General features: G+C 72.1%; 12 protein-coding genes. 11 read left to right on the forward strand and 1 reads right to left on the reverse strand.

Features of this window, described 5'->3' with window-relative positions; genetic code table 11:
• Positions 1-82: 82 nt before the first annotated feature.
• The 3 genes from LNW73_RS31985 to LNW73_RS31995 all read left to right on the forward strand — a co-directional run bounded on the left by LNW73_RS31985 (position 83) and on the right by LNW73_RS31995 (position 2,478).
• Positions 83-1,105 (forward strand): ABC transporter substrate-binding protein, encoded by a 1,023-nt coding sequence (locus LNW73_RS31985; RefSeq protein WP_250992344.1) that lies wholly within the window; start codon positions 83-85, stop codon positions 1,103-1,105.
• The gene (locus tag LNW73_RS31990; RefSeq protein WP_250992345.1) at positions 1,102-1,932 is read left to right on the forward strand and encodes a siderophore-interacting protein; all 831 of its coding nucleotides are present in this window, start codon (positions 1,102-1,104) and stop codon (positions 1,930-1,932) included. The genes LNW73_RS31985 and LNW73_RS31990 overlap by 4 nt, the downstream gene beginning before the upstream one ends.
• Before the next feature lie 144 nt (positions 1,933-2,076).
• Positions 2,077-2,478 carry a hypothetical protein gene (locus LNW73_RS31995; RefSeq protein ID WP_250974196.1) on the forward strand — a complete coding sequence of 134 codons (402 nt, stop codon included), beginning with the start codon at positions 2,077-2,079 and terminating at the stop codon, positions 2,476-2,478.
• Between the two features lie 10 nt (positions 2,479-2,488).
• On the opposite strand, the gene LNW73_RS32000 is transcribed toward LNW73_RS31995, so the two are convergent.
• A complete protein-coding gene (locus tag LNW73_RS32000) occupies positions 2,489-3,142 on the reverse strand; it encodes a TetR/AcrR family transcriptional regulator (protein WP_250992346.1) in 654 nt (217 codons plus the stop codon).
• Between the two features lie 96 nt (positions 3,143-3,238).
• On the opposite strand from LNW73_RS32000, the gene LNW73_RS32005 reads away from it, so the two are divergent.
• From LNW73_RS32005 to LNW73_RS32040, 8 genes are all read left to right on the forward strand, one after another.
• Positions 3,239-4,159, forward strand: coding sequence for an oxygenase MpaB family protein (locus LNW73_RS32005; RefSeq protein ID WP_250992347.1), 921 nt, complete (start codon positions 3,239-3,241; stop codon positions 4,157-4,159).
• Between the two features lie 187 nt (positions 4,160-4,346).
• Positions 4,347-6,302: a sigma-70 family RNA polymerase sigma factor gene (locus LNW73_RS32010; protein WP_250992348.1), complete on the forward strand. Its 1,956-nt coding sequence runs from the start codon at positions 4,347-4,349 to the stop codon at positions 6,300-6,302.
• A 40-nt stretch (positions 6,303-6,342) separates the two neighbouring features.
• Entirely contained in the window at positions 6,343-7,287 is a 945-nt protein-coding gene (locus LNW73_RS32015) for a glutathione S-transferase family protein (protein ID WP_250992349.1), read from the forward strand.
• Positions 7,288-7,370: 83 nt separating this feature from the next.
• Positions 7,371-7,808 (forward strand): GNAT family N-acetyltransferase, encoded by a 438-nt coding sequence (locus tag LNW73_RS32020; RefSeq protein WP_250992350.1) that lies wholly within the window; start codon positions 7,371-7,373, stop codon positions 7,806-7,808.
• A 288-nt stretch (positions 7,809-8,096) separates the two neighbouring features.
• Complete coding sequence (locus LNW73_RS32025; RefSeq protein ID WP_250992351.1) at positions 8,097-8,438, forward strand: hypothetical protein; 342 nt, start codon at positions 8,097-8,099, stop codon at positions 8,436-8,438.
• Entirely contained in the window at positions 8,432-9,274 is an 843-nt protein-coding gene (locus LNW73_RS32030) for a hypothetical protein (RefSeq protein WP_250992352.1), read from the forward strand. The genes LNW73_RS32025 and LNW73_RS32030 overlap by 7 nt, the downstream gene beginning before the upstream one ends.
• Entirely contained in the window at positions 9,271-11,394 is a 2,124-nt protein-coding gene (locus tag LNW73_RS32035) for a tetratricopeptide repeat protein (RefSeq protein WP_250992353.1), read from the forward strand. Before LNW73_RS32030 ends, LNW73_RS32035 begins: the two co-directional genes overlap by 4 nt.
• 297 nt (positions 11,395-11,691) lie before the next feature.
• Positions 11,692-12,360 (forward strand): epimerase, encoded by a 669-nt coding sequence (locus LNW73_RS32040; RefSeq protein ID WP_250992354.1) that lies wholly within the window; start codon positions 11,692-11,694, stop codon positions 12,358-12,360.
• Positions 12,361-12,390 lie beyond the last annotated feature (30 nt).

Consider the following 12,390-nt stretch of genomic DNA (forward strand, 5'->3'; position numbering starts at 1 on the left):
CCGGTGCTCGGGCGGGACTGTCTACGAACATTCGGTTAGGTTAGCCTACCCTTTCATCACCTCCCCGAGAGAGAAGCGCTCCATGCACACCCCCCGCTCCTCGTCCCCCTCCCGCCGCGCCCTGCTCACCGCGGGCGGCGCCCTCGGCCTCGGCGCGCTCGTCGCCGCCTGCGGGGGCGGCGGAGGGAAAACCGCCGCGGAGCCGGACCGGGCGAAGGGGCCATGGAGCTTCCGGGACGACCGCGGTACGACGGCGAAGTCGGCCGGCACCCCCGCGCGAGTGGTGGCCTTCACCGCGGCCGCGGCCGCTCTGCACGACTTCGGCGTCGAGTGCGTCGGGGTCTTCGGCCCCACCAAGCTCAAGGACGGCAAGGCCGATCCCCAGGCCGGCGACCTCGACGTCGCCAAGGTGACCGTTCTGGGCAACGCCTGGGGCGAGTTCAACGTCGAGAAGTACGCGGCCCTCGCCCCCGACCTGCTGGTCACCAACATGTACCAGCCCGACGCCCTGTGGTACGTGCCGGACGACAGCAAGAAGAAGATCCTCTCGCTGGCGCCCAGCGTCGCCTTCACCACTGCCGGCGTCTCCCTCACCGAGCCGGTCCGGCGCTACGCCGAACTCGCCGCGTCCCTCGGCGCCGACCTGAAGGCCGCGAAGGTCACCGACGCCAAGGCCCGTTTCGAGAAGGCCGCCGAGACCCTGCGCCGCGCGGCCAAGGCCAAGGGTGGCCTCAAGGTCCTCGCCGCCTCCGGCAGCGCCGACCTGCTGTACGTCTCCACGCCCGGCGTCTACGCGGACCTGAGCTACTTCCGCTCCCTCGGCCTGGACATCATCACGCCGGGCAAGGTCACCGGCGGTTTCTTCGAGAACCTGAGCTGGGAGAACGCCGACAAGTACCCCGCCGACCTGATCCTGCTCGACGACCGCACGGCCGCGCTGCAGCCCAAGGACCTCGCCGCGAAGCCCACCTGGGCCCAGCTCCCCGCCGTCAAGGCCGGCCAGATCACCCCGTGGGCCAGCGAACCGCGCTTCTCCTACGCCGGCGCCGCCCCGCTGATCGAGCGGCTGGCCGCCGCGGTCGAGAAGGCGGTGAAGGTCGCATGAGCGAGCTGCCCTTCCGCTTCTTCGACCTGCGGGTCCTGCGGACGGCCCGGCTCGCACCGGACTTCGTGCGGGTCACCTTCGGCGGCACCGACCTGGCCCTGCTCGCCTCCGGCGGACGGGACCAGCGGTTCAAGCTGTTCCTGCCGCAGCACGGCCAGGACGCCCCGGTCATGCCCGACCCGTCCGACCCCGACTGGTTCACGGCCTGGCGCGCCCTCGACCCGGAGGTCCGCGGCCTCATGCGCACCTACACCGTCGCCGAACTGCGCGACGCGGGGCGGCCGGCCGGCCGGCCCGCCGAACTGGACGTCGATTTCGCCCTGCACGGCGACATCGGCCCGGCCTCCCGCTGGGCACAGACGGCTCGCCTCGGCGACCGGGTCACCATCCTCGGCGCGGTCGAGGAGGACAACGGGGGCATCGACTTCCGGCCGCCGCCCGGCACCGACACGGTCCTGCTCACCGCCGACGCCACCGCGCTGCCGGCCGTCGCCGGCATCCTGGCCTGGCTGCCGCCCGGCCTGCCCGCGAAGGTCTGGATCGAGATCCCGCACGCCGACGACCGCCGCGAACTGCCCAGCCGGGCCGACACCGTGGTGACCTGGCTCATCGGCGACGACGCGCCGCCGGTCCTGGAGGCCGTGCGCGCCGCGGAACTGCCCGGGAGCACGCGGTACGCCTGGATCGCGGGGGAGTCCGGGGCGGTCAAGGCGCTGCGCCGCCACCTCGTCTCCGAGCGCGGGTTCGACCGTAAGGCGATCACTTTCACCGGCTACTGGAAGCGCGGCAGTTCGGAGGACGAACTCATCGCCGAGGTGGTTGTCTGAGCCGTCGCCCCGGCCGGTCGGCGGAACACCGGTCCGGTGTCCCGTTCCGGCCGGTCGGGGCCCGGCACTTGAGTACCGTTCGAGGGGAGCGGTGCAAGAGTGGTCGGGGCAGTTCGCCGTGCCCCTCGGGGAGGAGTCCCGCACATGCCCCAGAGGTTGACGCGCCCATGGGCCGCCGCACTCGCCCTGCTCCTGGCCGTCCCGGTGGTCGCGGCCTGCGACGGTATGGACAAGGCGCTCGACTGCGCCAAGATCGCCGCCCGGATCGCCGGGGATGTGCAGGATCTGCAGTCGACGGCCACCAATATCGGCCAAGTGTCGGAGCAGAGCCGCCGCCAGGACACCTCCGCCTCCCTGTCCAAGCTGGAGAAGGACCTCCAGGAGGTCGGGGGCAACAGCGTCCACGTGGACGTCCGCAAGGCCGTCGACGATCTGTCCGTCGCCCTCGGCCGCGCCAGGGACCGTGCCAAGGACGGCAAGGGGCCCGACGTCACGCCCCTCGCGGACGCGGCGGGCCGGCTGTCCGTCGCCTGCACGAAGGGATAGCGAACCGCCGTCAGGGACGGGGGGATTCCGGGCCGGTGCGGTCCTGGCCGGTGCGGTCCGGCCGGGTGGTCGCCGCGTGGGCGGCGAGTACCAGTTGGACGCTGTGGTCGACGAGGCGTTCGCGCGGGACGTCCAGGGTGCCGCGGAGGTGGCCGGCGAACAGGTTCGCCAGGCCGCCGACCAGGGCATAGGCGGTCATCCGGCGGCCGGAGTCGTCCGTGCCGTCCGCGAGCTGGCCGTCGATGAGGCCGGTGAAGGACGGCATCAGCCGGTGGCTGTGCTCGCCCAGGACCGGATCGGCGAACGGTTCGAGGAGCAGCAGCCGCCCCTTGTGCGGGTCGTCCAGGACGAGCGCGACGAACGCCTCGACGGCGGCGCGGGCCCTGGCCGCCGGCTCCGGCGAGGTGCGGGCGACGGCGTCGGCGAGCGTGTCGCGGGCCTCGGTGGCGACCCGTTCGAAGGCGGCGAGCAGCAGCGCGTCGCGGTCGGCGAAGCTCTCGTAGAAGTAGCGGTCGGTCAACTTGGCGCGGCGGCAGACGGAGCGGACGGTCACGGCCGCGCTGCCGTCCTCGCCGGCGAGGCTCAGGGCGGTCGCGAGCAGCGTCTCGCGGCGCGTCTCGCGTCGGGCGGCCAGCGTGCTGCCGCCCCAGGTGCGATCGCTCAACAGGGTCTCCTCGTAGGTGTGTTGACGACACCTGTCCGCACATTCTAATCTGGGCATCCTATTCTGATGACATGCGTCATCAGTTGGAGGTGCACCGTGTCGGACGTCTTACCGCTCGGACCGGAGTCACTCACCTGGAAGTACTTCGGAGACTGGCGCTCCCTGCTGCTCGCCCCCTGGGCGGGCTCGATGCAGAACATGCACCCCGAACTCGGCGCCGGCGTCGCCGAACACTCGCGCTTCTTCGAGGAGCGCTGGGAGCGGCTGTTCCGCTCGCTCTATCCGATCGGCGGCGTCGTCTACGACGGCCCTCGCGCCGCCGAGACCGCGCGGACCGTCCGCGGCTACCACGACACGATCAAGGGCGTGGACCGCACCGGCCGCCCGTACCACGCGCTCAACCCCGGCACGTTCTACTGGGCGCACGCGACCTTCTTCGTCCTGACCATGCACGTCGCGGAGTACTTCGGCGGTGGGCTCACCGAGGCGCAGCGGCGGCAGCTCTTCGACGAACACGTGCGCTGGTACGCGCTGTACGGGGTGAGCATGAAGCCCGTCCCGGCGACCTGGGAGGACTTCCAGGCGTACTGGAGCCACATGTGCGCCGAGGTGCTGGAGGACAACGAGCCCACCCGGCAGGTCCTCGACCTGGGCGCGGTCGCCAGACCGCCCGCCCTGCGCCTGCTGCCCGTTCCGGTGTGGGACGTGGCCCGGATACCGCTCGCCCGGCTGACGCTGTGGATGACGGTCGGCATGTATCCGCAGGCCGTACGGGACCGGCTGGGCTACGACTGGACGCCGCGCGACGAGCGCAGACTCCGGGCCCTCGGACAGCTCGTGAACCGCGGCATGCGGTTCGTTCCGCACGAGCGCCGCTTCCACCCCCGGGCGCGGGCGGGCTGGCGGCGGGAGAGCGGCCGGCCGCCGCTGGGCGCGCCCACCGTGCACACCCCGCTCCGCAACCTCCCCCCGGCCGATGAACGGCATCTGCCGCAGCACTACATGCCGGGGGACTGACCCCAGGGCGTGACCGCCGTTGCTCCCTGCCGCACACTGGGGCGGCAGCACCGCCCCTCGGCTCGGGAAGTCCGGCGTTTTCTGTTGTCCCCTCGCCGCGCGGGAGTCTCCTGAACGGCAGACAAGTGCCGATCCCGGCGGACGGCGCGGGGGCGGGACGACGGCGAACGACAGGGAGCACAGCGCGATGCGAGGAACCGAGCGGAGCGGCGGACCGGACACCGGCACGGTGATCGCGGCCCGGGGCGGCGACCGGCGGGCGCTCGACGAGCTGCTCGCCGACTGCGTCCCGCTCGTCTACAACATCGTCGGACGGGCGCTGAACGGGCACAGCGACGTCGACGACGTGGTCCAGGAGACGCTGCTGCGGATCGTGCGCGGGCTGCCCGATCTGCGGGATCCGCGGTCCTTCCGCTCCTGGATGGTCGCCATCGCCGTCCACCAGGTGCGCGACCGGGAGCAGCAGCACCGGGCCGCGCGCCATCGCCGCGCCGATCTGGAGGCCGCCGAGCAACTGCCCGATCCGGGATCCGACTTCGCCGCGCTCACGATCCTGCGGCTGCGCCTCACCGACCAGCGCCGCGAGGTGGCCGAGGCCACCCGCTGGCTCGACGGCGACGACCAGGAACTGCTCGCCCTGTGGTGGCTGGAGCAGACAGGTGAACTCGACCGGGCCGAACTGACCGTCGCCCTCGGCCTGTCGGGGCGCCATGCCGCGGTGCGCGTCCAGCGGATGAAGGAACAGATGGAGACCGCCCGCGCGGTGGTGCGCGCGCTCCACCACGTCGGGCAGCCGGGCAGCTGCCCGGAGCTGGCCGCCGTCACCCGCGACTGGGACGGAACGCCGAGCCCGCTGTGGCGCAAGCGGCTGGCCCGGCACGTACGCGGCTGCGCCGCCTGCGGCGGGCGGATCGGCGAGCTGCTGCCGATGAACCGGCTGCTCGGCGGGCTGCCGCTGCTGGTGCCACCGGCCGGCCTGGTCGCGCACGCACTCCCGGCCGCCGCACCGCATACGGCGGTTCCGCACGCCGCCGTTCCGCATCCGTCCGGCCTGAGCGGTGCGCCCGGAAGGCCGCGGGCCGCGCACTCCCGTCCGCCGCGCGGCGCACGGTCGGTGTTCCGGCGCCCTCCCGTCGCCGGCGCGGCGGCGCTGGCGGCCGCGGCGGTCATCGTCGCGGGCGTCCTGGTGGCCACCCATCTGACCGCGAACCCTCCGGGCCCGCTCGCCGCCGACGCCGCGCCCGCGCCGACGCCGTCCAGGTCCGCCCCCCTCATCCCGCAGGCCGTGGCACCGTCCGGCATACCGTCCGCGATGCCCACCCCCTCCCGTACTCCCACACCCACCGCGACCGCGACCGGTTCCCCGTCCCGGCACCCGGTCCCGGCGGCGACGGTTCCCGTCGCGCGCTCGGCGAAGAAGGGTGTGGGCGTCTGGACGTTTCCCGGGGTGGACCGGGCGCTGACGCAGTCCGGCGCGAGCTGGTACTACACCTGGTCCACGCAGCATCAGGGGGTCGCGGGGTCCGGCACCGCCGGCTTCGTGCCGATGATCTGGGGCACCGCCTCCGTCACCGACGCCGCCCTGGCGCAGGCCCGCGCCGCCAGCCCCTACCTGCTGGGCTTCAACGAGCCCGACATGGCCGCGCAGTCCAACATGACGGTGGAGCAGGCGCTGTCCCTGTGGCCCCGGCTCGCCGCCGCCGGCCGGACGGTCGGCAGCCCGGCCGTGGCCTACGGCGGTGACACCGCCGGTGGCTGGCTCGACCGCTTCATGTCCGGGGCCGCCGCCCGCGGCTACCGCGTCGATTTCATCGCGCTGCACTGGTACGGCGGGGACTTCTCCACCCCCGACGCCGTCAGCCAGCTGAAGTCGTATCTGCAGGCCGTCCACGACCGGTACCACAAGCCGATCTGGCTCACCGAGTACGCCCTGATCGACTTCTCGCACGGGACCAGGTTCCCCACCCCGCAGCAGCAGGCCTCCTTCGTCACCGCCTCCACCACCATGCTGGCGGCACTGCCCTACCTGCGGCGTTACGCCTGGTTCGGCCTCCCGGCCTCGGACACCGCGCCCAGCAGCGGCCTCTTCCGCAGCGGAGCCGTCGCGACCGACGCGGGCCGGGCGTTCCGCGCCGCGCGCTGAGGCGTGGCAGCCTCGCGGCGCACTGGGTAGGGTCGGAGACATGGCTGCACAGTTCGCGCGGGAGACGGGCACCAAGGGCGAGTTCACCCGGCAGGCGAACCGCTTCACCGATCGGATCACCGCCGACGGCGCCGGCGGGCGGGTGCCCGAGGCGGGCCGCTACCGGCTGATCGTCTCGCTCGCCTGCCCGTGGGCGCACCGCGCGATCATCGTGCGGCGGCTGCTCGGCCTGGAGGACGCGATCGGCCTGGGCGTGGTCGACCCGATCCGTGACGGGCGGGGATGGCGCTTCACCCTGGACGAAGGCGACCGCGATCCGGTGCTCGGGATCGGCTTCCTGTCCGAGGCGTATCTGCGGACGGATCCGGCCTACGAGGGCCGCGTCACCGTCCCGTCCCTCGTCGACACGGAGACCGGGACGGTCGTCACCAACGACTACCCGCGGATCACCCTCGACCTCGAGACCGAATGGACCGCGTACCACCGGCCGGGCGCCCCCGACCTCTATCCGCCGCACCTCCGTCCCGAGATCGACGCGGTCGCCGACGAGCTGTTCCGCGACGTCAACAACGGCGTGTACCGCTGCGGTTTCGCCTCGTCGCAGGAGGCGTACGAGCAGGCGTACGACGCCCTGTTCAGCCGTCTGGACGTGCTCACCGAGCGGCTGGCGGGACAGCGGTACCTCGTCGGCGACCGGATCACCGAGGCGGACGTGCGGTTCTTCACGACGCTGGTGCGCTTCGACGCCGTGTACCACAACCACTTCAAGTGCAACCGGAACAAGCTCACCGAGAACCCGGTGCTGTGGGCCTACGCCCGCGACCTCTTCCAGACCCCCGGCTTCGGTGACACGGTCGACTTCGACCAGATCAAGCGGCACTACTACGCCACCCACGAGCAGCTGAACCCGTCCCGCATCGTGCCCAAGGGCCCGGACCCGTCCGGCTGGACCACCCCCCACGGCCGCGAGAGCCTGGGCGCCTGAGACCCCTCACTCCGGTTGGGTGGACCGCGTGCAGCGGACGGCCGGCCGGCTCCTCGGCGGCCCGCGCGTGCCAGGATGGCGCCATGTTGGAGATCAGTTCCCTGCGTCCCTGGGACCGTGTGAAGTGGGAAGTGCTGGCGCGCGGTTACCTGGCGTTCTACGAGACGACCGTGCCCGACGCGGGGTACGAGGAGACGTGGCAGCGACTGATCAACGGCGGGGAGCTGTACGGGATCGCCGCGCGTCTGGACGGCGAGGTCGTCGGCATCGCCCACTACCTGTTCCATGCCAACGTCTGGTCGGCCGGCGCCTGTTATCTGCAGGACCTGTTCGTCGACGAGGCGGCGCGGGGCCAGGGGGCGGGGCGGGCTCTCATTGATCAGGTGGCCGAGGCGGCGCGGGAACGTGCTGTGCCGCGGCTGTACTGGCACACCCGGCAGGACAACGTCCAGGCCCGGGCGCTGTACGACAGGGTGACGCGTTACCACGGTTTCGTCTGCTACGTCCTGCCGCTCGACTGACGGACCACGTCCGGATGACGGCCCGTCACCGATCGCGTACACCGTGCTGAGCTGGGGGTCCCGCAGGACCTGAGTGTTTCTGCAGTGTTGCCGAGCACGGTCATCACCTTCCGCCTGAGGAGGTGATGTCATGAAGAAGATCACTGTGCGCAAGAACGGCCCGGTCAAGCTGACCTCGGCTTCGTCCCAGTACGGGACCTGGCCCTGGTGCTGATCTGAGTTCCGCTGTTGGCCCGTGTGCGGGAAGCCCTCCCGCGCGCGGGCTCAGGCCGTTGCAGGAGACGCGTGATGACAGCACCGCATCCGGAATTCCATGAGCTCACCTTCGTGACCGAACGCGACGAGGTCACTGTGGGGCGCCCGGACATCGAGTCCTACGTGACGTTCCCGGCGGACGGCGCCGAACTGCTGCGACGCCTCATGGACGGCATGGAGACCACCGCCGCCGCCCGCTGGTACCAGGAGACCTACGGCGAGCCGGTCGACATCACGGACTTCCTCAGCACCCTCGACGACTGCGGATTCGTCCGCTCGGAGGGCGAGGACACCGCACGCCTGGGTACGGTGCGCCACCAGCGGCTGGGCCGCTGGCTGTTCTCACCCCGGCCTGGATCGTCTTCGCCGTGCTGACCGCCGCCGGCGTCGTCGCGATGGTCCGCGAACCGCAGGCGCGCCCGTACCCCCACGCGATCTTCCTGGCGGACTCCCTGCTCCTCACCCAACTCGTTCTGCTGCTCGGCCAGATACCGGGTCTGCTGTGGCACGAGATGTTCCATGTGCTGGCCGCCCGCAGGCTCGGCGTCGGATCCCGGATGACCGTGGGCCGGCGGATGTACTTCCTCGTCCTGGAGACGCATCTCGACGGCCTGCTCGGCGTACCGAGCCGGCGCCGCTATCTGCCCTTCACCGCCGGGGTCCTCGCCGACGTCCTGCTCTTCTCGGCCCTGACGGTGGGCGCCGCCGCCGACGCGGCCGACGGCGGGCTGTCCTGGCCGGGCCGCGTCGCCCTCGCGTTCGCCTTCCCCACCCTGTTCAGGATCGCCTGGCAGTTCTTCTTCTTCCTGCGCACCGACCTGTACTACATGGTGACGACGGTGCTGGGATGCACGGACCTGCACGAAGCGGCGACCGCCCGGCTGCGCAGGCAGTGGCGGTGGGTGCCCGGCGTGCGCCCCAGGCCCGCCGACACCGGGCCGTGGTCGCCGCGTGACGCCGCGGTCGCGCGCTGGTACGCGCCCGCGATGATCGGCGGCGTCATCCTGCTGTTCGGCTGGGCGGCCCTCGCCATCATCCCGGCGCTGGTGGAGTTCGTGACCCGAGTGGCCGCCGGGCTGACCGGCGACGGCGGCACCGGCCTCGCCTTCTGGGACTCCATCGGCTCCGTCACCGTGATCCTCGCGCAATTCGCCTTGCCGTTCCTCCTGCCGGCCAGGAAGAGCGCCCGCAGAGAGGAACGCACCACATGAGCAGCAACCGCCAGACGCCCCGCCACAGCTGGCTCAGCGGACCCGACCGTACGGTGCGGGCCGCGACCGCCGGAGCACTCGCCGCCGCCGGGCACCTGACCACCGTCGACTGCCACCGGCGGCTGCGCGGACCGTACACCGCCGCGGGCAGTCTGCTGCGCGCCATCGTGCCCGACATGCTGCGGACCAGGCCCGCGCTGGTCGCCCGGCACGCCATCGAGATCCTGTCGGTCGCGCCCGAGCTCAAGGATCTCGTCGACGCGCCGCCGCAGACGCTGACCTCCCTCGCGTCGCCGACCGAGCGGACCCGGTACTACTCGCCGCTGCGCACCCGCAGAATCGCCCATGGACTCACCGAGTTCCTCAACGCGTGGGCCCAGGAGTCCGGTTCGACGGCCGGCCGGCCGCAACTGGTCCTGTTCGACAACCTGCACGCCGCCGACCCGACCGACCAGGAACTGATCACGGTCCTGCTGCGCCGCGCCAGGACCGAGGTCCTCACGATCGCGATCGGCACCAGCGTCTCCCCGGACCTTCCCGACGGGCTGGCGCAGGCCCTGGACCGCTATACGCGGCGCACCGAGCTGCCGGCCGCGCCCACGGCACCCGACACCCGGCTGCCGAACGAACTCCTCCAGGCGTACATCACCTCCGACGGCACCAGCGACATCCCCGCGGAGGCGGCCGCCTACCGGAACGCCGATCCGCGGCTGCGCTCCGGACTGCACCGCGTCCGCGCCGTCGAACTGAAGGAGGAGGGCGACTGGAGCCTGCGGCTCGGCGCCATCGCCTACCACCGGGCGCACGCGGGCGGCCGGACCGACGACGAGTGCCGCGACCTGCTGACCGCCGCCGACTACTGCCTGCGGATGGGCTACTACGACGCGGCCATCGAGCTCGGCGGCCAAGGACGCGACAGCTTCGATCCGGTGACACAGGAGCGGCTGTACTGCGTGGCCGGCGGCAAGACGGCCCAGGCGCTGGGCGCGCTGGGACGTACCGAGGAGGCGGAGGTGATCTACCGCGAGCTGCGCGGCCGGTACACCGACCCGGTGGTGCACATGGTCTCCAGCTACGCCCTGTCCATGCTGTACACCAGGATCCACCCCGCGGAGCGCCAGGACTCGGAGCTGGCGAAGCAGTACGTCAACAACTCCATCGCCATCGCCAAGCAGCTGCCCGACCCGGCCGATCGCGCCTTCCACACCGTCTTCCACGAGAACGGACTGGCCCTGGTCGAACTGCGCCGTGGCCACCCCGAGACCGCCCTGCGGCTGGTCACCGAGGGACTGGCCCGGCTGGACCGCGAGCTGGAGCCCGGCAGGCAGTCCCTGCACCGCTCCGTGCTGCTGCACAACCGGGCCCAGGTGAACGTGGCCCTCGGCCGGCTGGACGAGGCGCTGGAGGACTTCAACGGCGTCCTCGCGCTCGACCCGTACTACCCCGAGTACTACTGCGACCGCGCCGCACTGCAGTACAAGCGGGGCGACCTGGCAGCCGCGCTCGCCGACTACGACAAGGCCGCCACCCTCACTCCGCCCATCCACGAGCTGTACTACAACCGGGCCGACGCCCGCGCGGCTGCCGGGGACACCGACGGCGCGATCGGCGATCTGCGGTACGTGCTGGAGCTCGAACCCGACTATCTTGCCGCCCGGGTCAACCTCGTCTCCCTGCTCATCGACGAGGGCGACACCGAACTCGCCTCCGCCCAGCTCGCGCAGGGCCTCGAACTGCACCCGGGTGAACCGGACCTGCTGTGCACGCGGGGCCTGATCGCCATGGAACAGGACGACGCCGACGAAGCCCTGCGCGCCTTCGACGAGGCACTCGCCGCCGACCCGCTGCGCTCGGCGGCGCTCGCCAACCGTGCCGTCCTGCACTACGAGGCCGGCGACCACGCCGCCGCCGTCGCGGACCTGACCCGCGCCCTGGAGGTGACCGGGGACGACGCCGACCTCCTCTACAACCGCGGCTTCGCCCACCAGGCGGCCGGCAGCTGGCGGGCCGCCATCGCGGACTACCGGCACGCACTCGACCTGCCCGGCGCCGACCGCGACGCCGTCGAGTGCCAACTCGCCGAATGCCAGGCCGCTCTGGCGGTCGCGGTCGCGGGCTGAGGGGGAGCGCGCTCCGACCGGTTCGGGAATTGCCCGGTACGGCGGACGCACGCTCGACCTCGCGAAGGGCGGACGCTCGTCTCGACGAGGCGGCCGAACTGGCGGTGCTCTCCCGCCGGGCGCGACGCGGGCGCGGTCTGGTCAGAGGGGCAGGACCGCGTCTACGCCGACGTCACGGAACTGGTCTGCCAAGGGCTGCTCTCCGGCGCCGAAGGCTTCGACCCGGAAGGCGCCTCCTCAACGGGAGACCGGGCCCGGGGTAATCTGCGCGGACACCGACGGTCTGGGGACACGCACGTGAACGTAGTCATCTTCGGCGCATCCGGCATGGTCGGCCAGGGGGTCCTGCGCGAGTGCGTGCTCGACGACCGGGTCGAGAGCGTCCTGGTGGTGGGCCGCGCGCCGCTCGGCCGGAGCCACCCGAAGGTCCGCGAGGTGATCCACCAGGACTTCACCGACTTCTCCGCGATCGAGGACGAGTTCACCGGCCTCGACGCGTGCTTCTTCTGCCTGGGCGTCTCCTCGGGCGGCCGCAGCCAGGAGGAGTACCTGCGGATCACGCACGACTACACCCTCGCCGCCGCGACCCCGCTCGCCGCGCACAACCCGTCCCTGACCTTCACCTACGTTTCGGGAGAGGGCACCGACAGCACCGAGCAGGGCCGTTCGGCGTGGGCCCGGGTGAAGGGCAGGACCGAGAACGAACTGCTCGCCCTGGACTTCCACGCGTACATGTTCCGCCCCGGCTGGATCCAGCCCCGGAACGGGGAGAAGTCCAGGACCCGCTGGTACCGGCTGGCCTACAGCCTGACGTCCTGGCTCTACCCGGTCCTGCGCAGGCTGGCACCGGGACACACCACGACGACCGAGCACCTGGGACGGGCCATGCTCGCCGTGGTCGCCCTCCAGGGCGCCGGCGAACACGTTCTGTACAGCAGGGACATCAACCGGCTGGGCGGCGCCTGACCGCCGCGGCGGCGCGGGGGTCGTACGGTG

It is taken from the genome of Streptomyces sp. RKAG337 (genome assembly GCF_023701715.1).
Lineage (GTDB): Bacteria > Actinomycetota > Actinomycetes > Streptomycetales > Streptomycetaceae > Actinacidiphila.